This window comes from Cellulomonas sp. P2_B4 (genome assembly GCF_056404795.1).
This window is the reverse complement of record NZ_JBFUDI010000001.1, coordinates 322,267-347,694: the sequence shown is the minus strand read 5'-3', so window position 1 is coordinate 347,694 and position 25,428 is coordinate 322,267. Positions and strand designations below refer to the sequence as shown.

Genomic DNA, 25,428 nt, shown 5'->3' with positions numbered 1-25,428 from the left:
GGACACAGTGAGTCCCGACAACTCCGCCGTGCCGGGCGACAGCGTCCCTGCCTGGGAGCAGATGATGCGCGCCATGCTCGGCGAGGGCGCCGACGAGGCGATCCGCGAGCTCCAGTCGCGCGGCTTCGACCCCGCCGCGATGGCCGCTGCCTCGGGACTCCCCGACGACCCCGCCGCGCTCCAGCAGGTGGTCGCCCAGGTCCAGGCGCTCCTGTCGGCGTCGGGAGACGAGCCCGTCAACTGGCAGATGGCGCACGACCTCGCCCGCCAGCAGGCCGCCGCCGGCGGCGACCCGTCGCTCACGGCCCACCAGTCCAAGCAGGTGCTCGACGCGCTCGCCGTCGCGGAGCTCTGGCTCGACGCAGCCACCGACCTGCCGCCCTCGACCGGCACCCCACACGCATGGAGCCGCGCCGAGTGGGTCGAGGCGACCCTGCCGACCTGGCGGACCCTGACCGAGCCCGTGGCCTCCTCCCTGTCCTCGGCGCTGGTCGAGGCGCTCGGCGGCTCGCTGCCGGGGGGCCTGGACGCGCCCGAGCTGCCCGGCCTCGACCCGAGCCACCTGCTGCGCCAGCTGGGGTCGGCGGTGTTCGGCATGCAGGTCGGCCAGGCCGCCGGGACCCTCGCGCGCGACGTGTTCGGCACGACGGACATCGGGCTGCCGCTGCTCGACAGGCCGGCTCCCGCGCTCGTGGCCGCGAACGTCGACGAGTTCGCCGAGGGCCTCGACGCGCCGGCCGACGAGGTGCGCCTCTTCCTCGCGCTGAGGGAGGCAGCCGCAACCCGGCTCTTCACGCACGTGCCGTGGCTGCGCTCGCACCTGCTGGCGACGGTCGAGGCCTACGCCCGCGGGATCACGATCGACGTCGACCAGCTCGAGGACGCGGTCTCGTCCATCGACCCCACCGACACGGCTGCCCTGCAGCAGGCGCTGTCGGGCGGCGTCTTCGCCCCGCACACGACGCCCGACCAGGTCGCGGCCCTCGAACGGCTCGAGACGGCCCTGGCGCTCGTCGAGGGCTGGGTGGACGAGGTCGCGTCGAACGCGGCGCTCCCCCACCTGCCGCACACCATGGCGCTGCGCGAGATGATCCGCCGCCGCCGGGCCGCCGGCGGTCCGGCCGAGCAGACGTTCGCCAACCTCGTCGGCCTCGAGCTGCGACCCCGCCGGCTGCGCGACGCCGCCGCGCTGTGGGCCCAGATCGCCCGCGACAACGGCCCGGCCGCGCGCGACGCCGTCTGGGACCACCCCGACCTGCTGCCCGGCACCGAGGACCTCGACGACCCCTCCGGCTACGCGGCCCGCCGCGCGACCGCGGTCGACGACGCCGCCGAGATCGACCGCGCGCTGGCCGAGATCCTCGGCGAGGACCCGGACGACAAGGCCTGAGGGGTCCTAGACCTCGTCGAACAACGTGGTGCTGAAGTCGTCGTCCAGGCTGTCGTCCACGTGGTCGACGGCGTCCGGCGTCTCGTCGTCCTCCTCGTCCGCTGGTTCCCCGGCCGGACGGTCCGCCCCGTAGGCGTAGCCCTCGAGGAAGCCCCGCGCCCGGGTGGTGCGCGGGTAGGAGTCGAGCTCGGCCCAGAAGTCCGGGCCGTGGCCCGCGTGCAGCAGGTGCGCCAGCTCGTGCAGCAGCACGTAGTCGAGGACCCACCGCGGCATCCCGCGGACGCGGTCGGAGATCCGGATGGTGCCGTCCGACGGTGTGCAGGAGCCCCAGCGGCGCCCCTGGTTGGTGGCCCAGCGCACGCTCGTGGGGATCGCGCGGCTGCCCAGGTACCGGGCGGAGAGGTCCAGCGCCCGGGCCGCGAGCTCGACGTCCGACGGCTTGCGACGACGTTCCTGGGCGTCCAGCCGGGCGAGCATCCGCTCGACCCACTCGTTCTCCTGGGCGCGCGTGAACCGCGCGGGGACGGCGACGATCGTGCGCTCACCCTCGCGCCAGGCCGAGACCGTGCGCACGCGTTTGCGCGACCGGCGGATCTCGACCTGTGACAGGTCCTGCGTGGACGGCACCCCTGAACGCTAGCGCGGCCGTCCGACACCCACGGGAATTCCCCCGTCTGCGCACGGCGCGTCCCGCGGAATCTCGCCGATCTGGGCGCGCGAGCCCACTACTGTGATCGTCGCGCGGGCGTCGGTGCTTCACCACGCCCGGCCGCCGGCCGGCGGATCCCCGGTCCGGTGCACGACACCGAGGGAGGCCACCATGGCTGAGACGTATGCGGGCGAGTTCTACTGCGTGAAGTGCAAGGAGAAGCGCGAGGCCGAGGGCGACGTCGTCATCTCGGAATCGGGTCGGCGCATGGCCAAGGCCGTCTGTCCGGTCTGCGGCACCAAGCTGAACCGGATCCTCGGCAAGGCCTGACCACACCCAGCACCGCGCCACGGGGCATCGTCCGGACGGACGGTGCCCTTCGGCATGTCCGGGGCCTGTGGACGACCCCCGACGCCCGCTCCGACGAGGTGCCAGAGTCCACGGATGCGACTGCGTGGAGGGCTTCGTGTGCTGCGCCGGAGCGCGACCGAGGTGCAGGTCGGAACAGATCCGCGCTGGGCGGTCCGGCTCACCGACCTCCCCCCGTCGGACACGGAACTGCTGGTCGACCCCGTGGTCGCGGGCCTGCTGTCCCAGGCCCACCTGACCCAGGACGACGACGAGCCTGTGCTGCGAGGGCCGTCGGCGGTGGATGCGCAGGTCTGGTCGCTGCTGCGCCCTGCCGCGGACGGTCCGTCGGTGGTGGCAGCGCGCGAGGAGCGGGTGGTCGCGGTCCTCGGGCTCGGTCCGACCGGCCTGGGCATCGCCGTCGGTCTCGCCGCGGCCGGCGTCGGCACGGTCCTCCTGGACGACGAAGCGGCGGTCCGCCCGGTCGACGTCGGGCCGACGGGATACTCCTGGACGGACGTCGGGGCCTCGCGCACCTCGGTCGCCGCGCGCCGGCTGCGGGACGTCGCGCCGCGGGTGTCGACGGAACCGGTGCGCTCACCGGACGTCGTCGTGCTCGTCGAGACCGACGTCGCCGACCCGCTCCGCGGACCCGCCCTCGTCGCCGCGGGGACCGTGCACCTGTCGGTCGTGGTCCGGGAGGCGGACGTCGTCGTCGGCCCCCTGGTGGTGCCCGGGCGCGGCCCGTGCCTGCGGTGCCTCGACCTGCGCCGCACGGATGCCGACCCGGCCTGGCCGAGCCTGCTCGACCAGCTCGGTCGCTCCGACCCGGCCGTCGAGGCCGCCGCGACCGCTGTCGTCGCCTCGGGACTCGGAACGGCCGCGGTGCTCGCCCACCTCGACGGTGCCGGTGGTCGTCCACCGGGCACGGTCTTCGAGGTCAGCGCTCCGGACGCGGTCCCCCGGGAACGCGCCTGGGCGGTGCACCCTGACTGCGGGTGCACCGCCCTCCCGGCCGTCCCGTAGCGGTCATGCCGCGGGAGCCGCGTCCTTGCGGGGACGTCCACGACCACGCTTGGTCGCGACCACCACACCGCCGATGAACACCTCGCCACCCCAGACGCCCCACGGCTCGGCACGCTCGAGGGCGCCGGCCAGGCAGCCCTCGATCAGCGGGCACTCCCGGCAGAGGGCCTTGGCCTGCTCCACCTGGGCGGTGCGCTCCGCGAACCAGAGCTCGGGGTCGTTGGACCGGCAAGGGATGAAGTCGGCGACCATCTGGTCGAACTGCTGACGGTCGTCGGTCGTGCTGTCGGTAAGGGGCCAGGGGCCGGATCCGCCCTGGTTCACCGTGTCGAGCAGCGTCGTGAGCCGCACGATGTCCTCCTGATGTCCTTGCTGGTGAGCGTCTTGCGTCGGTGCCGGACCGTCCGCCTTCGCCCACCCGAGTCATCGGGAGAAACAGAAAGGCCGCGGGTCCGAGTTCGGACTCCGCGGCCTGTGCCCTCGTGGAGGGCCTAGATCATGGGAGTCCAGATACGGGGGTGACGATCGGTCCACGTGCGCTTCGACACGGCACGACCGATCGGCTCGAGAGCGGCACCGCCGATAGGCAGAGCGCTCCCCTGGTAGCCGAAGGCGACGGGTGCGAGAGATCGCGGAAGGAACGCGCAAACGGCGTTCGTCGTCTCGATCATCGTGATGTTCATCGGGGCACCCACCTCCTTCGCACTCGGGCCCTCGCGTCTTCCGCGCGGCCCATCAACAGGGACATCGTCACCCTAGGGCGGGGTTCCGAGGGTCGACAACCTAATTAGCGACAAATCTTCGACGAGTTTTTGCCATCGCCCGTTCGGCTCAACGAACCGGGCTCCGGAGCGCCTCGAGGACCTGTTCCCCGACGTCCGCGAGCATCCTCGGCCCGACGCCGCGCACCTGACCGAGCTCCTCCAGGGTGGCCGGTCGGCGCTCCGCGATCGCGCGGATCGTCGCCGTGGTCAGCACCGAGCCCGGCTGCCGGTTCAGCTCCGCCGCCCGGGCGTCACGCCACCGCGTGAGCGACCCGACGAGCTGCTCGTCGGGCTCGGCGGTCGACACCTTGACGGAGCGACGCTCGCCCGGCCACAGGTCGGTGAGGAACCGCGACACGTTGCGCGACGCCCGCGCCCGCGGGTGCCGCGCCCGGGAGTACGACAGCTCGAGATGCTCGCGCGCACGCGTGATCCCGACGTAGAGCAGCCGGCGCTCCTCGGCGACGGCCGCATCGGTCTGGGCCTGCACGGTGGGCAGGAGCCCGTCCGAGAGGCCCACGAGGAACACGGCCTCCCACTCGAGGCCCTTGGCGGCGTGCAGCGACGCGAGCGTGACCCCCTCGACGGTCGGCGCGTGCTGGGCCGCGGCGCGCTCGTCCAGCTCCGCGACGAGGTCCGAGACCGTCGGCGCGGCTGCCGTCGGCGGGGCGGCCGCCAGCGTGTCGGCGAGCGAGACCAGCGCCTGGAGCGCGTCCCAGCGCTCGCGGCTCGCACCGCGACCCTCGGGTGCCTTCTCGGTCCAGCCGGCCGAGCGCAGGATGTCGCGCACCGCCTCCGGCATCGGCACCTCGGGGTCCGCGCTGCGGGCGCCGCCGCGCAGCAGGACCAGCGCCTTGCGCACGTCGGCGCGGTCGAAGAAGCGGGCGTTGCCCCGGACCTGGTAGCCGATCCCCCGGTCCGCGAGCGCGGCCTCGAACGCCTCCGACTGCACGTTCGTCCGGAACAGGACCGCGATCTCGGCGGCCGGCACCCCGCTGCGGATCAGGCCCGCGATCTGGGTGGTCACGCCGACCGCCTCCGCGTCGTCGTCGGCGTAGGTGACGAACGAGACGTCGGGGCCGTCCGGGCGCTGGGCGCGCAGGGCGAGGGCGGCCGGACCGTCCGCCCGCCGCATCAGGTGGTTGGCGAGGCCCACCACCTGCGGCGTCGAGCGGTAGTCGCGGACCAGCTCGATGGTGGTCGCTCGGGGGAACGACGCCGTGAACGCCGTGAGGTGGTGCGCCGTGGCACCCGCGAACGAGTAGATGGTCTGGCTCGGGTCGCCGACCACGCACAGCTCGTCGCGCCCCCCGAGCCACTGGTCCAGGAGGTACTGCTGCAGCGGGCTGACGTCCTGGTACTCGTCGACGACGAAGTACTTGTACTGCTCGCGCACCGAGTCGGCGACGTCGCGGCGCTCACCCAGCATCGCCGCCAGCAGCAGCAGCACGTCCTCGAAGTCGATGACGCCCTGCTGGTCCTTGGCCGTCTCGTACGCGGTCATGAGGCGGGCGACGGACTGTGGGTCGACGCCGCCCGGCGCGGGCCGGTCCGTCGCGGCGGCGGCCTTCTCGTAGTCGTCCGCCGTGACGAGCGAGACCTTGGCCCACTCGATCTCCGAGGCCAGGTCCCGCACGCTCTCCCGGTCGGTCTCGACCCCGACGAGCTGCGCGGCGTGGGCGACGACCTGCAGCTTCTTCTCGAGGATCCGCGGCGGCGCACCGCCGACCACCTTGGGCCAGAAGAAGCCGAGCTGGCGCAGTGCGGCCGCGTGGAACGTGCGCGCCTGGACGCCCGAGGCGCCCAGCAGGCGCAGGCGCGTGCGCATCTCCCCGGCGGCGCGCGCCGTGAACGTCACGGCCAGGACGTTGCCCGGCCGGTACGCGCCGACCTGGATCCCGTAGGCGATCCGGTGGGTGATCGCCCGCGTCTTGCCCGTCCCGGCGCCCGCCAGCACGCGGACGGGCCCGCGCAGCGTCGTCGCGACGGTCCGCTGCTCGGGATCGAGCGCGTCGAGGAGGGGTTCGGAGGACATCGCGCCCAGTCTCGCAGCCCGCACCGACAGGGCCGAACGGGTTGTGGACGGCAGGCGTCGGGAATCGAACGGCCGTCCAGTATGTTGACGCCTTCGGCGACCACCCGACGAACGACCGAGGACCGATGACCACGCAGACCCTGCCCGCGACCGGCACCGTGACGATGTACTCCACGACCTGGTGCGGCTACTGCCGTCGACTGAAGACCCAGCTGGACTCGGCGGGCATCGGGTACACGGAGATCGACATCGAGGACGTCCCGGACGCCGCCGAGCTCGTCGCGTCGCTGAACGGCGGGAACCAGACCGTCCCGACCGTGATCTTCCCCGACGGCACCGCGGCGACGAACCCGTCGCTGGTCGAGGTCAAGGCGCGCCTCTCCTAGAGGGGTCCGCCGAACCACTCCTCGACGAGGGCGCGCGCGATCGAGGTCCGCCCCGGCGCGACGACCTCCTTGCTGGCCACCGCGGCGGCGAGCTCGTCGCGGGTGAACCAGCGCGCGTCCGCGAGCTCGACCCCGTCGACGACGACGTCGGTGCTCAGGGCCACGGCCCGGAAGCCCAGCATGAGCGAGGCCGGGAACGGCCACGGCTGGCTGCCGCGGTAGGACACGTCGCCGACGACGACCCCCGTCTCCTCGAGCACCTCGCGCCGGACCGCGTGCTCGAGCGACTCCCCGGACTCGACGAACCCGGCCAGCGTCGACCAGCGTCCCGGCGCCCACTGCGCGGCGTGGCCCAGCAGGATCCGGTCGGCGTCGTCGACGACCGCCATGATCACCGCGGGGTCGGTGCGTGGGTAGTGCTCCGAGCCGTCGACCACGCAGACGCGGATCCAGCCCGCCTGCTCGACGCGCGTCGCGGCGCCGCAGCGCGGGCAGCGGACGTGCCGGTCGTGCCACGCGTCCAGCGCGACCGCCGTGGTCGCCAGCCCGGCCTCGGCTCCGTCGAGCGTCGCGCCCAGCTCGCGCAGCGACGTCCAGCCTGTCGGCTCCACGGTGGCCCGGCGGTGCACGAGCACGTCCGACGGCTCACCGGCCAGCGGCAGCGGGTCCGGCTCGGGCACCCGGCGGGCGAGGTAGGTGACCCCGTCGTGGTCCTCGCCGAGCAGCAGCCAGTCGGCGCCGGGCTCGTCACCGTCCGCGTGCGGGAGGTCGGCCGCGTCGGCCGCCGACCGAAACGCCAGCGAGCGCTCGGGGGTGGTGCTCACCGACCCGCCCCGGACCAGCAGGATGCGCGTCGAGGGAGTCGCCAGCGCCGTCGCGACGACGTCCGGATCGCTCCGCCGGTGCGCGGCTCGGTCGATGTCGGCACGGGACAACGGCAGGTCCTCGGAAACGATCACTCGCGCCACGCTACGCGGAGATCGCGGTCCGACGATTCGGACAAGGCCGTGCCAACCGGACGATTCGGGCGCGGACACGCCGGGCGGCTCCCCAGGATGGACGGTGGGTCGCTCCTATCCTGAGCGCGTGGTCCGCTCACCCCTCGCCCTGGCCGCACTGGCAACCGTTGCCGTGCCGGGCCTCGACGCGTTCGACGTCCGTCGTCCTCCCCGACCGGGGACCGACTACGACACGGCCGTCGTCATCGACTCGACCCGGCAGCGTTGGGTGGTCCGCGCGCCGCAGCACGCCGCGGCCGGTGCCGCGCTCGAGGCCGAGGTGGTCCTGCTCGGGCTGCTGGGCCCCGAGGCCGCCGCCGGTCGCCTGCCGTTCGACGTCCCCGTGCCCGCCGGATTCGCGCACCTGCCCGAGGGCGGGCGCGCCACCGTGCACCAGGAGATCCCCGGTCAGTCCCTCGACCTCGAGCACCTGCAGCCGGGTCCCGGCCTCGCGGCGTCGCTCGGTCGAGCGCTCGCCGCGCTGCACGAGCTCCCGACGAGCATCGTCGAGAACGCCGGCCTGCCCGTGTATGACGCCTCGGCGTACCGCCAGCGTCGGCAGGCCGAGGTCGACGAGGCCGCGCGCACCGGCAAGGTCCCGCCCGCGCTCCTGCGCCGCTGGGAGGCCCGTCTCGAGGACGTCGCCCTCTGGCGGTTCCGGCCCACCGTCGTGCACGGCGACCTGAGCGCCGACCGCGTGCTCGTCGCCGGCGAGACCGTGACGGGAATCCTGCACTGGGGCGACGCCTGCGTGGCCGACCCCGCCGACGACCTCGCCTGGCTGCTCGTCGCCGCACCGTCGGACGCCGGGGACTCGATCATGGAGGCGTACCAGCTGCGCCGCACCGAGCTCATCGACCCGCACCTGGTGGACCGGGCACTGCTCGCCGGCGAGCTGGCGCTGGCACGGTGGCTGCTCTACGGGGTGCGGACCGACGACGCCGAGATCATCGACGACGCGGTCGCCATGCTCGTGGACCTCGACGACCACACGCGCGTCCTCGACGACGCGGAGGCCGAGGCCGAGCGCCAGATGGCGTGACGCCCTCGGGGTCGTCAGGCCTGCTGCTCCGAGAGGGCGTCGACCGCACGGCCGAGCCACTCGGTCAGCAGGTCCCGCTCGGGAGCGCTCAGCATGTCGAGCCGCGGGGCGATCGCCCGCATCGCGACGGTCGCCGCCAGGACCCCGCCGGCGGGGCGATCGTCCCCGTCCGTGAGGATCTGGCGCAGGACGGCTTCGTAGATGTCGTCCGCGAGGCCGTCGTCTCGCTCGTCCGGCGGTGCCGTCAGGAGCGTCAGGATCGCGCCCGTCCCGGCGGCCGCGATGAGGTTCACCGCGCGTCGCTCGCTCACCCGCAGCCGTCCGGTCTCGGCCACACGTCGGACGCGGGACTCCAGGACGCGCAGACCTGAGACCGTCGCCGCCGATCGCTCGGCGCGGGTCGGGTCGGTCAGGAGGCGGAACAGGTCCGGGTTGGCGAGGCCGAAGTCGATCTGCGACCGCCAGCCGTCGCGCAGGTCGGCCAGCGGGTCGACGCCGGTCGTCGACGCGGCCTCGACCACCTCCGCCTTGGCCGAGACGAACGTCGCCATGGTGCGCTCGGCCACCGCCTCGAGCAGGCCGTCCTTGTCGCCGAAGAGCCGGTAGATCGTCGGCGCCTGCACCCCGGCGCCCTCGGCGACCGCGCGCGTGGTCACGGCCGGGGCGCCCTGCTCGCGCAGCAGACGCGCCGCGACGTCGACGATCCGCGCCCTCGTGGCGTCCCGGCTGCTCGTGGCATCGATCACGTAGCAACGATAACGCAGACCTGATAGCGCTATGCGTTACCCGTGATATCGTTCAGTCGATATCATCGTTAGCACGAAGGGTCCCACCATGATCATCGTCACCGGCGCGACCGGCGCCCTGAACGGCGCCACCGTCGACCACCTGCTCGAGCGGATGCCCGCGAGCGACCTCGCGGTCGTGGCCCGCGACGCCGGCAAGGCCCAGCGCTTCGCCGACCGCGGCGTCGAGGTCCGACACGGCGACTACGCCGACCCGAGCACGCTGCGCGCAGCGTTCCGCGGCGCGGACCAGCTGCTCCTCGTCTCGTCGAGCGACCCGGCCGCCGACGCCGTCGCGCTCCACCGGAACGCGATCGAGGCGGCCGTGAGCGCGGGGGTCGGTCGCATCCTCTACACCAGCCACCAGGGAGCGGCGGTCGGCAGCCCGTTCGGCCCGGGGCACGACCACGCCGTGACCGAGCAGCTGCTCGACGACTCGGGCATCGCCTGGACGTCGCTGCGCAACGGCTTCTACGCCCACAGCCTGAGCTGGCTCACCGGCGCCTGGCGCGAGACCGGTGTGATGACCGTGCCCGCCGACGGGCCGGTCTCGTGGACGGCTCGCGAGGACGCCGCCGAGGCCGCAGCACTGATCCTCGCCTCGGACGGCGCGTTCAACGGGCCGACCACCCTGACCGCGACCGCCGCTCCGACGTTCGAGGACCTGGCCGTCATGGCGTCCGAGCTCACCGGGCGCACGATCGAGCGGGTCGTCATGGACGAGGACGACTGGGTCGCGACGCAGGTGGCCGCGGGCCGGCCCGAGGTCGCCGTGCGCTTCGTCCTCGGCATGTACCAGGCCGCCGAGGCCGGCTACTTCGCCGGCGTGGACCCGCTGCTCCGCACCCTGCTGGGTCGGGAGCCGGTCACCGCGCGGGAGATCCTCGCGGCCCCGGTCGGCTGAGCCCGCAGGTGGCGGCCGCGGTCAGCGGTCGGGACCGTCGCCCACGAGCCCGTCGAGGTCCAGCGTCGGCTGGTTCGTGGGTCGACGCGTCTTGCCGCCCGTCCACCCCGACCGGGCGTGTGCGGGGGCGTTGTCGCGACGACCGGCGCGGTTCGTGCCCGGCGCCGCGGCGCGGGAGGGGCGCGGGGCGAGGGGCACCTCGCGCGTCGTCGCCGACCTCAGGAGCGCGGTGATCTCCGCCTCGTCGAGCAGCCGTTCCGGGTAGACCGTCGCGCCCGAGCCGACGTAGCAGAAGGCTGCGCGCACCCGGTCGAGCGGGATGCCGGTCCACCGCGACCACGCCAGCCGGTAGACGGCCAGCTGCACCTCGCGGGCTGCACGCGCCTCGTCGTCCCGCGGCGGGGCGCCGGTCTTCCAGTCGACCACGACGACACCGCCGGGCCGGTCAGCGGCGGGGTCGGCGAACACCGCGTCGATCCGCGACCGCAGCACGTAGCCGTCCACGGGCGTCTCGACGTCCACCTCGATCGCGATCGGCGACCTGTTGGCCCACTCGGACGCCTGGAACGCCTCCTGCAGCGCCTGCTCGTCGAGGTCGGTCGTCGCGCTCTCGTCGTCCGCGCCGGGCAGCGAGTCGACGTCGACGAGCGCCGCCGAGCCGTACCAGCTCTCGACCCACGCGTGGAACCGCGTGCCGCGGCGAGCCTGGCTGGACGGCTCCGCCGGCACCGGCCGACGCAGGTGCCGTGCGAACTCGGCCGCGTCGGTCTCGAGCCGGACGAGCGCCGACGCCGACAGGTGCGCGGGCAGCTCGACCTCGCCGGACGGCCTGCGGACGCGCTCCTGCTCGACCAGCAGCCGCGTCGCGAGCAGCTCCCACGGGTGGCCCGCGCTCGCCTCGGGCGACGGTTCGTCGGGGACCTGCATCGCCTCCCGGACGCGTTGCGCGGCGCCCTCCACGTGCGCGCGCCGCACCGACACCCCGTCGGTCGCGAACGGGTCCGCGGGCCACGTGGCCGTCAGCACGAGAGCGCCCCGCGGGTTCTCCTCGCCGTCGAGCGGCGCGCTCTCCCACGCGTCGAGCTCGACCAGCCCGGCCTCCGCCAGCTCGTGCAGGAACGTCGACACCTTGCGCGGGCGCGACCCGTCGCCCCACCACGCCGCGGTGAGGAAGAGGTCGGTGCGCGCGCGCGTCAGGGCGACGTAGGCGAGCCGCCGCTCCTCGGCCACCTGGTGGTCGCCGGCGCGGAGCACGAAGTCCTTGCGACGCTCCTCGAGGTCCTTCGGGTCGGCCGCGCCCGTGAGGTCGAAGGTCGGCAGGTCGTGGCGGTCGCCGCGCAGCGGGTACGGCAGCGAGCCGAGCCCGGTCAGCCAGGCGGAGTCCTTCGGGCCCTCCTTGCCCTGCGTCGCCGTCGCGGGCAGGCCGCCGTCCACCAGTCCCGCGACCGCGACGACGTCCCACTCGAGCCCCTTGGCCGCGTGCACCGTGATCAGCTGGACCGCGTCCGGGTCGGGCTCCGCGACGGGCATGTCCAGCCCGTGCTCCTTCGCCTCGGCCGCCTCCAGCCACGCGAGGAAGCCCCCGAGGTTGGGGTGGTCGGCCGAGCGCGCGAAGTCGGCGGCGACGTCGCGGAACGCGTCGAGCTGGGCCCTGGCGCGGCCCGGAGTCGTGCCCGCGCGGGCGGCGACCTCGATGTCCAGCCCCAGCAGCCGCTCGGCCTCGGCGACGAGCTCGGGCACCGACAGGTAGGTGTGCGACCGCACGACCCGGAGCAGTGCTGCGAGCTCGACCAGCCGCGCCCGGCCGGTCGCGCTGAGCGTCCGCCCGCTACGGCTCGTCCACCCGGCGGCCGGCAGCTCCCCGATCGCGTCCAGCGCGTCGACGATGCTGCGCTCGTCCACCGCGTCGGCCTCGACGACGACCGACCCGTCGACCGCCGGGGTGTCGCCGGTCGTGACGCGTTCCGACCGCGACACCCCCGTGTGCCGGGCGGCGAGCTCGCCGGCCCAGGCCGCCAGGGCGTGCAGGTCGGACGCGCCCAGCGCGGTGCGCGCACCCGTGAGCAGGCGCATGAGGGCGTCGCCGCGCGACGGGTCGTGCGCGGCCTGCAGCACGGCGACCAGGTCCACCACCTCGGGGGCGGACAGGAGCCCGCCGAGCCCGACGACCTCGACCGGCAGGCCACGGGCCCGCAGCGCGCGACGCAGCGGCTCGAACTGCGACCGCTTGCGGCACAGCACCGCGGCGCTCACGCGTCCCGCGCCGTTCACGGCCGGCCGCCACCGCTCGGCGACGAACGTCGCGACCGCGCTCGCCTCGTCCTCGACCGTCGCGGCCACGTACCCGTGCACCCGACCGTCGCCCGCTCCCGGCCTCGACGTGAGCACCGGCACCTCGACCCGCGTGCTTGCCGCGCGCAGCGGACCCGCGACGTGGTTCGCGGCAGCGAGGATGCGGGCGTCGTTGCGCCACGACGTCGAGAGCTGGTGGACGTCGGCCGGGGTGCGGGACCCGTCGTCGTGGACCTGCGGGAACTGCGTCGGGAAGCCCTCGAGGCCGCCCGCGCTGGCGCCCCGCCAGCCGTAGATCGACTGGTGCGGGTCGCCGACGGCGGTCACCGGGTGGCCGTCGCCGAACAGCGCTCCGAGCAGGGTCAGCTGGGCGTACGAGGTGTCCTGGTACTCGTCCAGCAGCACCACCCGGAACCGGGTGCGCTCACCGGCGCCGACCTCCGGGACGTCGAGGGCCAGCCGTGCCGCGAGCGCCACCTGGTCGCCGAAGTCGATGGCGTCGGCGGCGCGCTTGCGTCGGCGGTACTCCGCGACGAGCTCGACCACGCGGACGCGCTCGCCCAGCGACCGGAGCAGCTTCTTGATCTCGGCGTAGGGCTCGCGCGCCGGCGTCCCGGCGGGCGTCGCGAGCAGCGCCTCGATGATGTCCTCGATGCCGTCGCGCGCCGCGGATGGCTCGAGCAGGTGCTCGTCGAGGGCACCCGAGAGCGTGAGCACCGCCTCGATGACCGTCGAGGTCGCCGCGTCCGTGTCGAGGTCGTCGCCCCACGCCTCGACCACGTCGGCGGCCAGCTGCCACTGGGCGGCCTCGCCGAGCAGGCGGGCCGACGGGTCCAGGCCGAGCCGCAGGGCGTGGTCGGCGACCAGCGAGGCCGCGTAGGAGTTGTAGGTGGAGATCGTCGGCCGGGCCAGGCCCACGAGGGCGTCCCCCGAGCCGACGTCCGCCAGCTCGACCCCCTGGGCCGCCGCAGCGCGCGAGAGCGTCCGCAGGCGCTTGCGCACCCGCTCGGCCAGCTCGCCGGCGGCCTTGCGCGTGAACGTGAGGCCGAGCACCTGGTCGGGCTGCACCACGCCGTTGGCCAGCAGCCAGACCACGCGGGCCGCCATCGTCTCCGTCTTGCCCGACCCCGCTCCCGCGACCACGAGGGACGGGGCCAGCGGCGCCTCGATGATGCGGCGCTGCTCGTCGGTCGGCGCAGGCTGGCCGACGAGCTCCGCGATCTGGGCGGCGGACAGGACCGGGGCCGGGTGCGGGTGCGGCACGGGCTGCTCCGTCAGGACGCTCGTCATGCGACCACCTGTCCGCCCTCGCCGCGCACCGGGCACGAGCGGCGGACCGGGCACCGGTCGCAGAGGTCGTTCGCGGTCGCCTCGAACGTGGAGGCGGCCATCTTGTCCGCGACCTGGTCCACCATGACGCGCGCCCAGCTGGGCCCGTCGGTCTCCGGGCCGAGGGCCGGCTGCACACGGGTGGTGGCCGAGACGCCCGTGCCCAGGTAGACCAGCTGCGCGCCGCCGCTCGTCGCCCCGTGAGGCAGGTCCGCGAACGCTCCGGCGTCCACCGCGAGCTGGTAGGCGCCGAGCTGCGGGTTCTCGACCGCCTTGGCCACGCTCGGCGGGCTCGCGCCGGTCTTCAGGTCGACAACCCGCACCGCGCCGTCGTCGGCCTGCTCGACGCGGTCGACACTGCCGCGCAGGGTGGCCCGGTCCGTCTCGAGGGAGAACGCGCCCTCGACCAGCAGGGGCTCGCCCGCGGTGCGCAGGTAGCCCGCCAGGCGCTGGACCATCGCGTCCGCGCGGCGACGCGTCGCCATCGCCGGCCAGCCCGTGCCCAGGCCGAGCTCGCCCCAGCGGCGGTCGAGCGCGGCCGAGAGCTCCGCGTGCGTGCCCTGCGGGTGCTCCTGCGCGATCGCGTGCAGCAGCGTGCCGAGGTTCTGCCCACCGCTCGCCGACGCGGTGCCGCCCGCAGCCTCCAGGGCCCAGCGCAGCGCACATCGTTGCGCGGTCTCGACCTTGGACGGCGAGACCGGCACCCGTTCGTCCTGCGCCCACAGCGGGGCGTCGCTCGACGGGGCGGCGAGTCCCAGCCACTCCCCGGGGTCTGCACCCGCGACACCCTCGGCGGCCAGCCGGGCCAGGGTCCGCGCCGCCGCCGGGTCGGGGTCGACACCGTCGAGGGCGGCCTGTTCGAGGTGGGCGCGCAGCTGGGCGACCAGGCCGCGCAGGTCCAGCGGCGCCGGCGCGCTCGTCCGTCGCGGGTCGACGTCCTCGTCGTTCGGCTCGACCAGCTCGACGAACAGCGACGGCTGGTGGTCGACGTCGTCGACCGCCGTCACGAGCAGGGACGTGCGGGCGCGCGAGCAGGCGACGGCGAACGTCCGCAGCTCGTCGGCCAGCACCGCCTGCCGTGCCTCGGCGGCCTCGCGGCCCGGGTCGGAGACCGCGCCGGCGCGACCGGCGACGATGTCCACCAGCGCCTGCGCGCCGAGCAGGGAGTCGCGCAGGCGCAGGTCCGGCCAGGTGCCGTCCTGCACCCCGGCGACGACGACGACCTCCCACTCCCGGCCGGCAGCACCGGCCGGCGTGAGCACCTGAACGGCGGCCCGCCGGGCGCGTGCGGCGAGCGAGTCGGACGGCAGGTCCTGCGCCTGGAGCCAGTCGACGAACGCCGCCGGGGTCGAGCGCGGCATCCGGTCCACGAACGTCTCGGCCGCGCGGAAGACCGCGAGCACCGCGTCGAGGTCGCGATCGGCCCGCTCCCCCGCCGCGCCGCCGGCGAGCGCCGACCTGCGCCAGCTCTCGGCCTGGTCGGCGGCGGCCCACAGCGCCCACAGGACGGTCTGCGCGTCGGCGTCGGCACGCGCGGCCGCCGCTCTGCCGGCGTCGAGGACCCGGGCGAGGCGCACGAGCTGGCGGGCCGCGAGCGGCAGCTCGTCGGCGGTCTGGCCGCCGAGCGCCTCCACCAGGAGCACGTCGCTGGCCCGGCCGCCGCCGGAGGCGATCTCGTGCGCTCGCAGGGCGCGGCGTACGCGTCGCAGCCCGACCGCGTCCAGCCCGCCGAGCGGCGAGCACGCCAGGCGCGCGGCGGTGCCCGCGTCCAGCTCCACGGCTCCGACGCACACACGCATGGCGTCCAGGAGCGGCGCGACGGCCGGCTCATCCCGCAGGGGGACGTCGCTGCCGAGCACGCTCACGGGCACCGCCGCCCCGGCGAGCGCGCGCCGCAGCGTCGTGACCTGCGCGCCGGTCGGTGCGACGACCGCCATCTGCGCCCACGGCACGTTCTGCTCGATGTGGGCGGTGCGCAGCGCGTGCGCGACGTAGGCCGCCTCCTGCGCGGTGCTCGGCAGCAGCGCGACGCGCGCGCCGGTGCCCGCCTGACCCACCGCGGTCGCCAGCCGGTGCCGGACGACGCCGACCGTCCCGATGCGCTCGGTGATCCGCTCGACCACCCGCCGCATCGGGCCGTCGTGGCGCCAGACGGTCCGCAGGGTGGTGGTGCGCGCGCCGAGCTCCCCGGGGCCCGATCCAGTGACGACCGCGCGACCGACCAGGGACGGCGTGGCACCGCGGAAGGTCTGCACCGCGGCATCGGGGTCGGCCAGCAGGACCACGCGGGCGCGGTCGTCGGCGAGCGCCCCCACGAACCGGGCGGTCGCCGAGGTGCTCTCCTGATAGTCGTCCACCACGACCAGGCTCCAGCGCGGCCGGACCGCCCCGGGGACCTCGTCCTCCCAGGTGACGAGCGCCTGCGCGGCCTCCTCGACGACGACCGCCGGGTCGAGCCGCGCGCCCAGGTCCGGCGTCCCGGTGCGCAGCTCGACGATGTCCAGGTACTCCTCGTAGAGCCGCGCCGCGCTCACCCACGACGGCCGCCGGTGCAGGTCGCCGAGGTCGGCGAGGTCCGCGGGCCGCACCCCGCGCTCGGCGGCGCGCATCAGCAGGTCGCGCAGCTCGTCGCGGAACGGGCGCAGCCCGAGGACGTCGGGCCGCACCTCGGCGGGCCACGCGAGCGGGACGCCGTCACCGGCCGCGTGCCCGGCCAGCAGCTCGCCCAGCATCAGGTCCTGCTCGGCGCCGGAGACCAGCGTGGGGGGTGGCTCCCCGAGGAGCGAGGCGCGCGCCCGCAGCACGGAGAACGCGGCCGCCGCGGCGGTCTGCACCAGCGGGCGTCCGGACGTCGCACGCAGGCGGGCCGAGAGCCGGTCGCGCAGGTCGGCCGCCGCGCGCCGGCTCGCGGCGACCACGAGGACGTCGTGCGGGTCGAGCCCGGCGTCGACCGCCGCGACGACGGCCTCGACCGCCACCGTGGTCTTGCCGGTGCCCGGTGCACCGAGCACCAGGAGCGCCGGATCGGCCCCGCGGGCGACGGCCGCCACGACGGCGGCCTGGTCGGCGTCGAGCTGGACCAGCGACCCCGGCCCGGAGGACGGGACGTCGGCGAACGCCGGGCGCACGAGGCGCAGGGCAGGCGTCGCGGTGGTCACGCAGACGAGTCCATCACGAGCCACCGACAGGCTCGTGCAGGACCCGCGACGAACGGTGGATCGGCCGAAGAACTAGTGGACGCTCAGGGAAACGGCCACGCGTTCGGCACGCACGGAGCGACCTTGTAGGACTGCTGCTGCATGACCGGTGCGATCTGCCCGGGACCCCCGCAGCGCTCGTGCTGGTGCCCGAGGAGGTGCCCGACCTCGTGGTTCACCAGGTACTGGCGGTAGAGGGTCTTGTCGGCGGCGTACTCCTGCGTCGCCTCCACCCACCGCCGCAGGTTGAGCGCCGCGTGCCCGGCCCGACCGCAGGAGACCTCGCCGTCCGTCCGCAGCGGGGCGCAGAGGTCGTCGACCGTCTCGGGCGAGGCGAGCAGCACGCGCAGCTCGGCGTCGCCGTCGGTGCGCGCGAACGACATCGACCCGTCCCCGCCCCAGCCGCGCGGATCGTTGAGCGTGGCCATGACGGTCGCGGCGAACGCGGACCCGTCCACCGCCAGCCCGGCCTCCACCTCGACGCGCACGGTCCGTACCGCACCGACACCCGGTCCCGGGTCGCTGCCGGGGACGACGACGAACGTGCCCTCCGCGACCTCGGGCACCACCGCCGAGAGCAGACCCGCGGAGACGTCCGCGGCCGTCAGGCCCGGCGGCAGGGCCGTCACGCTCGGCACGGGGTCCACGACCGGCGGGGCCGACGAGGGCGCCACGACCGGGTCGGGCACGCCGAACGGCCGGTCCCCGGCGGTGCGGCTCTGCAGCCCGGTCCGGTCGAGCAGGTCGCCGTCCGGCGTCACGGCTCCGAGTTCGTCGGCCGCGGTCGTCGCGGTGCTCGTCGGCACCCCGAAGAGCCCGGCCGCGCGAGGATCGTTCGACGCCGCGAACGCGCTCCCGGCGCCTGCGACGAGCCCGAGCGCGACGGCCAGGACGAGGGCGCCGCGACGGTGCAGAGGCACACCACGGTGGCGCGGCGGCCGGTGCGGGCGCCTCGTGCTGTCGGCTTTCCGGCTTTTGCCGGGGATTGTCACACCGCACATCGTCGCATCGTTGACACATCACGTCGCTACCATCACGGGATGACGGCCGGGACAGACGATTCCACCCCTCGTCCGCGCAGTCCGCGGATGGCTCGAGACGAGCGCCGTGCGCAGGTGCTCCGCATCGCCCAGGAGCTCTTCTCCACCGAGGGCTACCACCACGTCTCCATGGACGACATCGCCGAGCGCGCCGAGGTCAGCAAGCCGGTGCTGTACCGCCACTTCCCGTCCAAGCTCGACCTCTACCTCGCCGTCGTCGACCTGCGCGGCACCGACCTGCTCGTCGCGGTCGACGCGGCCGTCGCCGGGATCGAGCAGGGACCGGTCCGCAGGGGCGACGGGCGCGACGTCATCGCGGCGATCGTGCGCGCGTACGTCATGTTCGTCGAGGGCGCAGGAGAGGCGTCCGTGCTGCTCTTCGAGTCCGACGTCACGCACGACGCCGACGTGCGCGCCCGCGTCGAGCACGCCTCCTCGCAGGCGGCCCTGCGCATCACGACCGTGTTGTCCGAGGTCACAGCCCTGTCGCTCGAGGACGCAGGTCTGCTGGCCGTCTCGCTGATCGCGATGGCGCAGGGCGCCGCGACGCATCGCCTCCGCAAGCCCGACGACGTGGCGCCCGAACGCACCGTCGAGCTCGTCACGCAGCTGGCCTGGGGCGGGGTGTCGGCGCTGATCCGGCCCGACTTCGTCTACGAGGACGCCTAGGATCGGACGATGTGCCCCGGCCCATCGGTCGAAGGGCAACGGACCGCTTGAGTAAGGACGTGGAAGAGATGACGGTGGAGATCACCATCGGCGTGCAGAACTCACCCCGCGAGATCAGCCTCGAGTCGGACCAGACGGCCGACGAGATCGGCGCGGTCGTCGCGGCGGCACTCAGCGGTCGGCCGACGCTCGAGCTCACGGACGTTCGCGGTCGCCGGATCATCGTGCCGGTCGCGAGCCTGGGATACGTCGAGATCGGCTCGGAGCAGAAGGGCCGCGTCGGCTTCGCCAACAGCTGACCCGCAGGACGAGAGCCCCGGACGACGAGACGTCCGGGGCTCTCGTGCGTCCGCGAGAAGGGGTCAGGCGGTGAGCCCGAGCCGCGCCATGCGGCGGGTGTGCTGCGCGGTGAGCTCGCTGAAGAGCTTCGTCGGTGCGCCGTCGGCCGGCCCGCCTTCGGCCGGGGTCCGCGCCGAGCCGAGCGCGACGAGCCGCACCAGGGCGGGGCGCTGGACGAGCAGCCGCTGCACCACACCGAGCGCCTCGCCGACCAGCCGCCGACCCCACAGGGCCAGCCGCGCGGTCAGCACACCGTCCGCGGAACCGGCCGCGTCGAGCTCGGCGACGGCCAGCTCGGCGTGCGAGGCGTCGTCGAGGACCTCGAGGACGATCGCGCGCGACCCCTCGTCGAGCCCCTCGGCGGCCAGCCGGCAGAAGTCGTCGGCCACGCCGTACCCGACGTAGGCCTTGAGCAGCCGCTCCCACCAGGTGCTGGGCTGGGTGCGGGCGTCGAAGTCGTCGAGCACGTGGTCGTACTGCCGCACGGCCTCGACGGGGTCGCCACCGATCTCGACGATGCGGGCCAGGATCCGGTCCCGGCGCTCGACGGCTCCGGCGGCGAACCTGCTGAGCTCGAGCCGCTGCTCGATGGTCGGCGCGAGGGCCGCGTCGGCGGCGAGCCGCCCGAAGGCGACGTGCTCGAGCTGGGCGACGAGGCCGAGCAGCTCGATCGCGTCCGCCTGCTCCAGCGCACTCGTCCCGTCGCTGCGCAGGGCGGCGCTGTCCGGTCGCGAGGGGGTGGTGGTCATCCGAGGATCGTAGTCCGGTCGTGGACGACACGCGTGGGCGTGCGGCGGGTCGGTGCGACGTGGGCCCGGGGCGTGGACCCGTCAGATAGACTGGCACGGTAATTCGGTTGCCCGGTCGTCTCGTTCACCTGAGTCTGACCCACCTCGCTCAGCCCCGGCCTCGGCCGGAAGACGCTCGCGAGTCGCCTTTCACGATCGGCTGCCGGCCACATCGCGTGGTGAGCTCCGCTGTCGCCCGGGAACGATCCGACGAGACGCCGACGGACATCCGTCGAACTTCTGCCGGTCTGTCGCCATCCCGGCAGCGCGCGGGTCACCACCCTTCGCAGTGAAGAGCCTTCGTGACGACGACCGACACCAACCCGACCACGCCCGGCGACACGCCCGACCAGATCTCAGCCCTGGCCGAGCCGATGACGCGGCCCCTCAAGAACACCTGGTCCTCCGTGCAGGCCGTCGAGGCCTCCTTCGCGGACTTCGACGTGCGCCCCGAGATCGTGCAGGCGCTCGCCGACGCCGGGATCACCCACCCGTTCCCGATCCAGGCGATGACCCTGCCCGTGGCGCTGTCCGGCCACGACATCATCGGCCAGGCCAAGACCGGCACCGGCAAGACCCTCGGCTTCGGCGTCCCGATGCTGCACCGCGTGATCGCCCCCGGCGAGGAGGGCTACGAGCAGCTGGCCGAGCCCGGCAAGCCGCAGGCCCTCGTCGTCGTCCCCACCCGTGAGCTCGCGGTGCAGGTGGCCGGCGACCTCGCGACGATGAGCTCGCGCCGCGCGGTCCGCGTTCTTCAGGTCTACGGCGGCCGCGCGTACGAGCCGCAGATCGCCGCGCTCAACGCGGGCGTCGACGTGGTCGTCGGCACCCCGGGCCGCATGATCGACCTGCTCAAGCAGCGTCACCTCGACCTCTCGCGGGTCAAGGCTGTCGTGCTCGACGAGGCCGACGAGATGCTCGACCTGGGCTTCCTGCCCGACGTCGAGACGCTGCTCAGCGCCACCCCGGCCAGCCGCCACACCATGCTCTTCTCGGCCACCATGCCGGGCGCCGTGGTCGCGATGGCCCGCCGCTACATGACGCAGCCGACTCACATCCGTGCCGCGGACCCCGACGACGACGGCCAGACGGTCAAGAACATCAAGCAGGTCGTCTACCGCGCGCACGCCCTGGACAAGGTCGAGCTCCTCGCCCGCATCCTCCAGGCCCGCGGCCGCGGCCTGACGATCGTCTTCGCGCGCACCAAGCGCACTGCCGCCAAGGTGGCCGACGACCTCATCGAGCGCGGCTTCGCCGCCGGCGCGCTGCACGGCGACCTCGGCCAGGGTGCCCGCGAGCAGGCGCTGCGCGCGTTCCGCCACGGCAAGGTCGACGTGCTGGTCGCCACCGACGTGGCCGCCCGCGGCATCGACGTCGAGGCCGTCACGCACGTCATCAACTACCAGTGCCCCGAGGACGAGAAGACCTACCTGCACCGCACCGGCCGCACCGGCCGCGCGGGCGCCAAGGGCACGGCCGTCACGTTCGTCGACTGGGACGACATCCCCCGCTGGGGCCTGATCGACAAGGCGCTCGGCCTGGGCATCCCCGAGCCGGTCGAGACGTACTCCAGCTCGGCCCACCTGTTCACCGACCTCGACATCCCCGAGGGCACCAAGGGCCGCCTGCCCAAGGCGCAGCAGACCCGCGAGGGCCTCGGCGCCGAGAAGCTCGAGGACCTGGGCGAGACCGGCAAGCACAGCAAGGCGAGCGGTGGCGCCCGTCCCGACCAGCGCTCCGGCGGCTCCCGCCAGGGTGGCTCCGGCGCACCGCGCTCGGGTGGCTCCGGCTCGTCTGCTCCGCGCAGCAGCGCCCCGCACGCGTCCGAGGGCACGGCCGCCGAGAGCAGCGAGTCGCGCGAAGGCCGCAGCCGCCGTCGCGGCGGCCGCGGTCGCGGGCAGGGCGGCGAGGGCTCGACGACGAACACGTCGGCTCCCGATGCGGCAGCGAACATCACGGCCGACGGCCCGAGCGGCGAGCCGGGCACGAGCACCGGAGCACGCCGCAGCCGCAACCGTCGTCGCACGCGCAGCGGCGCGAGCACGGGCGCGAGCACCGGCACAGGTACGGAGAGCGCCGCACCGGCTCCCTCGACGGACGCCTGACACCAGCACCACGAAAGGGCACGCACTCCCCACCGAGTGCGTGCCCTTTTCGTCGTCGCCCGACGGCGCCCCGCAGCCGCGACGGCGCCCGGTCCAGGGGGCGCCGTCGCGCCGCCCGGGCGCCGTCGCCCAGGGACCTACGCGGCCTTGATGAAGGCCTCCACCGCGTTCGCGATGAGCTGGACGGCGATCGCGGCGAGCAGCAGGCCGGCGATCCGGGTGACCAGGATGGTGCCGCCGTCGCCGAGCACGCGGTGGATCACGTTGGCGAAGCGCATGGCCAGGTAGAGGCAGACGTGCACGGCGAGGACGCCCAGCGCGATCGCGACCCAGTCGGCGGCGGTCTGGTCGGACTGCTGCACGAACACCATGGTCGCGACGATCGCGCCGGGCCCGGCCAGCAGCGGGGTGCCCAGCGGGACGAGCGCGACGTTGACCTTGCCGTCCCCGGCGGGCTGCGGCTGCTCCATCTTCCCGGTGAGCAGCTCCATGGCGACGAGCAGGAGCAGGAGGCCGCCGGAGGCCTGCAGGGCGGGCAGGGTGATGTGCAGGTAGTCGAGCAGCTTCTGCCCGAACAGCGCGAACGCCACGATCACGCCGAGCGCGACGAGAACGGCCTGCCGCGCGGCGCGGTTGCGCTGCGCGCGGGTCATCGCCGCGGTCAGGCCGAGGAAGATCGGCACGGTACCGGGCGGGTCCATGATCACGAACAGCGTGATGAACACCGACCCGAACAGCTGGAGGTCGATCACGCTGCTCACGGGCGGACGACCTTCGTCGTGCCCAGGTCCTCGATCTGCGACAGGACGGACGGGTCGGTCAGGTTCTCCCCGAGCCGGTTGACCTTGCCGGACCCGTGGTAGTCGCTGGACCCGGTCACGAACAGTTCGAGCCGTTGCGCGATCGCGGTGAGGCGGGCGCGCTGCGCGGGGCTGTGGTCGCGGTGGTCGACCTCGAGGCCGGCCAGCCCTGCGGCCGCGAGCGCGTCGAACACCGCGTCCGGGACCACCTCGCCGCGGGCGTCCGCACCGGGGTGCGCGAAGACGGGCACCCCGCCCGAGGCGCGGATCGCGCGCACCGCGTCTACCCCGGCGGGGGCGTAGTGCGGCACGTGGTACGGGCCGTCGGCGCGCAGCAGGCGGGCGAACGCGGCGTCCCGGTCGGGCACGATCCCGAGCGCGACGAGGGCGTCGGCGATGTGCGGACGGCCGAGGACGACGGCGTCCTGCGACTGCTCCACGACGTCCTCCCAGGTGATCGGGAAGTCCTCGGCGAGCAGCTCGACGATCGCCCGCGCCCGGCTCACGCGCGCCTCGCGGGTCCTGTCGAGCTCCACGGTCAGCGCGCGGTCGGTGGGGTCCTGCAGGTAGGACAGCAGGTGGATGCTGATGCCGTGCGCGCGGGCGGAGACCTCGGTCCCGAGCACGAGGTCGATCCCGTGCCGCCGGGCGGAGTCCGACGCCTCGTCCCAGCCGGCCGTGGTGTCGTGGTCCGTCAGCGCGACGACGTCGAGCCCGGCAGCGGCCGCGGCGGCGATCACCTCCGCGGGAGCGTCCTTGCCGTCGGACGCGGTCGAGTGGGTGTGGAGGTCGATGCGCACGACCCCCACGGTAGCGGTGGGTCTGCGGTGGGAGGATGTGGCCCATGAGCGAGGAGACCTCCACCGAACAGCCCCTGGCGGACCGCGGTACCAACAGGTCGCAGCGGCCGTCGTCCGCGGAGTTCCTCCGCTTCATCACCTCGGGCTGGGGTGAGCGACCCGCCTCGACGGTGACGCGCGGCCCCGCGGCGGACTCGACCGCCGCCCGGCGCTCCGAGATCTCGAGCCGGTTCCCCGGCGAGCGCCTGGTGATCCCCGCCGGCACGTTCAAGGTCCGCTCCAACGACACCGACTACCGGTTCCGTCCGCACTCCGCCTTCGCGCACCTGACCGGCCTTGGCGTGGAGCAGGAGCCCGACGCGGTGCTCGTGCTGCACCCGGTCGAGGACGGCTCGGGCGACGACGGCAGCGGGCACGAGGCCGTCCTCTACATCCGCCCCCTGGCCGGGCGCGACACCGAGGAGTTCTTCTCGGACAGCCGCTACGGCGAGTTCTGGGTGGGCGCGCGTCCGACCCTCGAGGACATCGAGACGCTCACGGGCGTGCGGACCGCCCACATCGACGACCTGCGCGACGCGCTCGCCAAGGACGTCGGCGAGGACGGCGTCCAGCTGCGCATCGTCCCCGACGTCGACGAGGCCATCGAGGCGGTCGTCGAAGACATCCGAGCGGCGGAGCAGGCCGGTGTCCGCGACGAGGTGCTGGCCGAGGCCCTCTCCGAGCTGCGGCTGGTCAAGGACGCGCACGAGGTCGAGCAGATGCGGCTGGCCGTCGCGACGACCATCGAGGGCTTCGAGAAGGTCGTGCGGACGCTGCCGGCCGCCATCGCGCACCAGCGCGGCGAGCGCGTGATCGAGGGGACGTTCGTCGGGCACGCACGCCAGGAGGGCAACGCGGTCGGCTACGAGACGATCGCCGCCGCGGGCGAGCACGCGACGACGCTGCACTGGACCGACAACGACGGCCAGGTGCGCGAGGGCGAGCTGGTGCTCATCGACGCGGGCGTCGAGGTCGACTCCCTGTACACCGCCGACATCACGCGGACGCTGCCGATCGACGGCACCTTCACCGAGGTGCAGCGACGGGTCTACCAGGCCGTGCTGGACGCCGCCGACGCGGGGTTCGAGGCCGCCGTCCCGGGCGCCAAGTTCCGCGACGTGCACGCCGCCGCGATGCGCGTGATCGCCGAGCGCCTCTCGGAGTGGGGCCTGCTCCCGGTCTCCGCCGAGGAGTCGCTGCTGCCCGAGAACCAGCACCACCGCCGCTGGATGGTGCACGGCACCAGCCACCACCTCGGCCTCGACGTGCACGACTGCGCGCAGGCGCGGGCCGAGCTCTACCTCGACGGCGTGCTGGAGCCGGGCATGGTGTTCACCATCGAGCCGGGCCTCTACTTCAAGTCCGACGACCTGCTGGTGCCCCAGGAGTACCGCGGCATCGGGGTGCGGATCGAGGACGACGTGCTCATCACCGCGAACGGCAACGAGAACCTGTCCGCGGCGCTCCCCCGCGACCCCGACGCGGTCGAGGCCTGGATGGCAGGACTTCGCAGCGAGTAGTCGAGCCGACCGCGCGTCGCGCGTCACCCCTGCGCCGGGACGATCCGCGTCCCGCGAGCACCGGGAGGCGCACGATGGAAGGACTGTCCGCTCTGCTGTTCTCGAGGATCGCGCACCACGACATGCGCAGCGCCCTGCCCGACGCGCCCACGATCGACCCTGCGCCCACGTCGGCGGAGCGTC

21 protein-coding genes are annotated in these 25,428 nt (G+C 74.4%); 10 read left to right on the top strand and 11 right to left on the bottom strand.

Annotation, left to right across the window (positions count from 1 at the left end; genetic code table 11):
- Window positions 1–7 precede the first annotated feature (7 nt).
- Window positions 8–1,390, top strand: coding sequence for a zinc-dependent metalloprotease (locus AC1DZC_RS01700; RefSeq protein ID WP_477038177.1), 1,383 nt, complete (start codon window positions 8–10; stop codon window positions 1,388–1,390).
- 6 nt (window positions 1,391–1,396) lie between these two features.
- Here AC1DZC_RS01700 and AC1DZC_RS01695 read toward each other — a convergent pair whose 3' ends face one another.
- A complete protein-coding gene (locus AC1DZC_RS01695) occupies window positions 1,397–2,017 on the bottom strand; it encodes a YgjP-like metallopeptidase domain-containing protein (RefSeq protein WP_477038176.1) in 621 nt (206 codons plus the stop codon).
- Between the two features lie 193 nt (window positions 2,018–2,210).
- On the opposite strand from AC1DZC_RS01695, the gene AC1DZC_RS01690 reads away from it, so the two are divergent.
- Together AC1DZC_RS01690 and AC1DZC_RS01685 are read left to right on the top strand one after the other, a co-directional pair.
- The gene (locus AC1DZC_RS01690) at window positions 2,211–2,369 is read left to right on the top strand and encodes a DUF5679 domain-containing protein (protein WP_175348182.1); all 159 of its coding nucleotides are present in this window, start codon (window positions 2,211–2,213) and stop codon (window positions 2,367–2,369) included.
- Between the two features lie 114 nt (window positions 2,370–2,483).
- On the top strand, window positions 2,484–3,413 hold the full coding sequence (locus AC1DZC_RS01685; RefSeq protein WP_477042006.1) for a ThiF family adenylyltransferase: 930 nt from the start codon (window positions 2,484–2,486) through the stop codon (window positions 3,411–3,413).
- Window positions 3,414–3,416: 3 nt separating this feature from the next.
- Here AC1DZC_RS01685 and AC1DZC_RS01680 read toward each other — a convergent pair whose 3' ends face one another.
- Both AC1DZC_RS01680 and AC1DZC_RS01675 read right to left on the bottom strand, forming a co-directional pair.
- Window positions 3,417–3,764: a WhiB family transcriptional regulator gene (locus tag AC1DZC_RS01680; RefSeq protein ID WP_477042005.1), complete on the bottom strand. Its 348-nt coding sequence runs from the start codon at window positions 3,762–3,764 to the stop codon at window positions 3,417–3,419.
- 480 nt (window positions 3,765–4,244) lie between these two features.
- Window positions 4,245–6,212 carry an ATP-dependent helicase gene (locus AC1DZC_RS01675; protein WP_477038173.1) on the bottom strand — a complete coding sequence of 656 codons (1,968 nt, stop codon included), beginning with the start codon at window positions 6,210–6,212 and terminating at the stop codon, window positions 4,245–4,247.
- Between the two features lie 125 nt (window positions 6,213–6,337).
- On the opposite strand from AC1DZC_RS01675, the gene AC1DZC_RS01670 reads away from it, so the two are divergent.
- Window positions 6,338–6,598, top strand: coding sequence for a mycoredoxin (locus tag AC1DZC_RS01670; protein ID WP_477038172.1), 261 nt, complete (start codon window positions 6,338–6,340; stop codon window positions 6,596–6,598).
- Here the strand turns inward: AC1DZC_RS01670 and nudC are convergent.
- Entirely contained in the window at window positions 6,595–7,557 is a 963-nt protein-coding gene (gene nudC / locus AC1DZC_RS01665) for an NAD(+) diphosphatase (RefSeq protein ID WP_477042004.1), read from the bottom strand. The genes AC1DZC_RS01670 and nudC overlap by 4 nt on opposite strands.
- Before the next feature lie 127 nt (window positions 7,558–7,684).
- Here nudC and AC1DZC_RS01660 point away from each other — a divergent pair, with 127 nt between their 5' ends.
- A complete protein-coding gene (locus AC1DZC_RS01660) occupies window positions 7,685–8,638 on the top strand; it encodes a phosphotransferase (protein WP_477042003.1) in 954 nt (317 codons plus the stop codon).
- A gap of 14 nt (window positions 8,639–8,652) precedes the next feature.
- Here AC1DZC_RS01660 and AC1DZC_RS01655 read toward each other — a convergent pair whose 3' ends face one another.
- Window positions 8,653–9,384, bottom strand: a complete 732-nt coding sequence (locus AC1DZC_RS01655; protein ID WP_477042002.1) for a TetR/AcrR family transcriptional regulator — start codon at window positions 9,382–9,384, stop codon at window positions 8,653–8,655.
- An 88-nt stretch (window positions 9,385–9,472) separates the two neighbouring features.
- On the opposite strand from AC1DZC_RS01655, the gene AC1DZC_RS01650 reads away from it, so the two are divergent.
- Entirely contained in the window at window positions 9,473–10,327 is an 855-nt protein-coding gene (locus AC1DZC_RS01650; RefSeq protein WP_477042001.1) for an NmrA family NAD(P)-binding protein, read from the top strand.
- 21 nt (window positions 10,328–10,348) lie between these two features.
- Here the strand turns inward: AC1DZC_RS01650 and AC1DZC_RS01645 are convergent, their stop codons facing one another.
- The 3 genes from AC1DZC_RS01645 to AC1DZC_RS01635 all read right to left on the bottom strand — a co-directional run bounded on the left by AC1DZC_RS01645 (window position 10,349) and on the right by AC1DZC_RS01635 (window position 18,065).
- Window positions 10,349–13,909 (bottom strand): ATP-dependent helicase, encoded by a 3,561-nt coding sequence (locus AC1DZC_RS01645; RefSeq protein WP_477042000.1) that lies wholly within the window; start codon window positions 13,907–13,909, stop codon window positions 10,349–10,351.
- On the bottom strand, window positions 13,906–17,106 hold the full coding sequence (locus tag AC1DZC_RS01640) for a PD-(D/E)XK nuclease family protein (RefSeq protein WP_477041999.1): 3,201 nt from the start codon (window positions 17,104–17,106) through the stop codon (window positions 13,906–13,908). Before AC1DZC_RS01640 ends, AC1DZC_RS01645 begins: the two co-directional genes overlap by 4 nt.
- Window positions 17,107–17,189: 83 nt before the next feature.
- Window positions 17,190–18,065 (bottom strand): DUF3152 domain-containing protein, encoded by an 876-nt coding sequence (locus AC1DZC_RS01635; RefSeq protein WP_477041998.1) that lies wholly within the window; start codon window positions 18,063–18,065, stop codon window positions 17,190–17,192.
- A 168-nt stretch (window positions 18,066–18,233) separates the two neighbouring features.
- Here AC1DZC_RS01635 and AC1DZC_RS01630 point away from each other — a divergent pair, with 168 nt between their 5' ends.
- Together AC1DZC_RS01630 and AC1DZC_RS01625 are read left to right on the top strand one after the other, a co-directional pair.
- Complete coding sequence (locus AC1DZC_RS01630) at window positions 18,234–18,854, top strand: TetR/AcrR family transcriptional regulator (protein WP_477038165.1); 621 nt, start codon at window positions 18,234–18,236, stop codon at window positions 18,852–18,854.
- A gap of 68 nt (window positions 18,855–18,922) precedes the next feature.
- Complete coding sequence (locus AC1DZC_RS01625) at window positions 18,923–19,153, top strand: DUF3107 domain-containing protein (protein ID WP_477042133.1); 231 nt, start codon at window positions 18,923–18,925, stop codon at window positions 19,151–19,153.
- 63 nt (window positions 19,154–19,216) lie between these two features.
- On the opposite strand, the gene AC1DZC_RS01620 is transcribed toward AC1DZC_RS01625, so the two are convergent.
- Complete coding sequence (locus tag AC1DZC_RS01620) at window positions 19,217–19,942, bottom strand: ferritin-like fold-containing protein (RefSeq protein ID WP_477038164.1); 726 nt, start codon at window positions 19,940–19,942, stop codon at window positions 19,217–19,219.
- Window positions 19,943–20,355: 413 nt separating this feature from the next.
- Here AC1DZC_RS01620 and AC1DZC_RS01615 point away from each other — a divergent pair, with 413 nt between their 5' ends.
- Entirely contained in the window at window positions 20,356–22,086 is a 1,731-nt protein-coding gene (locus tag AC1DZC_RS01615) for a DEAD/DEAH box helicase (protein WP_477042132.1), read from the top strand.
- Window positions 22,087–22,223: 137 nt separating this feature from the next.
- Here the strand turns inward: AC1DZC_RS01615 and AC1DZC_RS01610 are convergent, their stop codons facing one another.
- The gene (locus AC1DZC_RS01610) at window positions 22,224–22,847 is read right to left on the bottom strand and encodes a MarC family protein (protein WP_477038162.1); all 624 of its coding nucleotides are present in this window, start codon (window positions 22,845–22,847) and stop codon (window positions 22,224–22,226) included.
- Window positions 22,844–23,686 carry a PHP domain-containing protein gene (locus AC1DZC_RS01605; RefSeq protein WP_477041997.1) on the bottom strand — a complete coding sequence of 281 codons (843 nt, stop codon included), beginning with the start codon at window positions 23,684–23,686 and terminating at the stop codon, window positions 22,844–22,846. The genes AC1DZC_RS01610 and AC1DZC_RS01605 overlap by 4 nt, the downstream gene beginning before the upstream one ends.
- Before the next feature lie 44 nt (window positions 23,687–23,730).
- Between AC1DZC_RS01605 and AC1DZC_RS01600 the strand changes: the two genes are divergently transcribed.
- On the top strand, window positions 23,731–25,245 hold the full coding sequence (locus AC1DZC_RS01600; RefSeq protein ID WP_477041996.1) for an aminopeptidase P family protein: 1,515 nt from the start codon (window positions 23,731–23,733) through the stop codon (window positions 25,243–25,245).
- Window positions 25,246–25,428 lie beyond the last annotated feature (183 nt).

Coding starts and splice junctions, on each gene's coding strand:
- AC1DZC_RS01690 (WP_175348182.1), top strand. CDS start 2,211: ATGGCTGAGACGTATGCGGGCGAGTTCTACTGCGTGAAGTGCAAGGAG.
- AC1DZC_RS01685 (WP_477042006.1), top strand. CDS start 2,484: ATGCGACTGCGTGGAGGGCTTCGTGTGCTGCGCCGGAGCGCGACCGAG.
- AC1DZC_RS01675 (WP_477038173.1), bottom strand. CDS start 6,212: ATGTCCTCCGAACCCCTCCTCGACGCGCTCGATCCCGAGCAGCGGACC.
- AC1DZC_RS01670 (WP_477038172.1), top strand. CDS start 6,338: ATGACCACGCAGACCCTGCCCGCGACCGGCACCGTGACGATGTACTCC.
- AC1DZC_RS01650 (WP_477042001.1), top strand. CDS start 9,473: ATGATCATCGTCACCGGCGCGACCGGCGCCCTGAACGGCGCCACCGTC.
- AC1DZC_RS01645 (WP_477042000.1), bottom strand. CDS start 13,909: ATGACGAGCGTCCTGACGGAGCAGCCCGTGCCGCACCCGCACCCGGCC.
- AC1DZC_RS01630 (WP_477038165.1), top strand. CDS start 18,234: ATGGCTCGAGACGAGCGCCGTGCGCAGGTGCTCCGCATCGCCCAGGAG.
- AC1DZC_RS01625 (WP_477042133.1), top strand. CDS start 18,923: ATGACGGTGGAGATCACCATCGGCGTGCAGAACTCACCCCGCGAGATC.
- AC1DZC_RS01620 (WP_477038164.1), bottom strand. CDS start 19,942: ATGACCACCACCCCCTCGCGACCGGACAGCGCCGCCCTGCGCAGCGAC.
- AC1DZC_RS01615 (WP_477042132.1), top strand. CDS start 20,356: ATGACGCGGCCCCTCAAGAACACCTGGTCCTCCGTGCAGGCCGTCGAG.
- AC1DZC_RS01600 (WP_477041996.1), top strand. CDS start 23,731: ATGAGCGAGGAGACCTCCACCGAACAGCCCCTGGCGGACCGCGGTACC.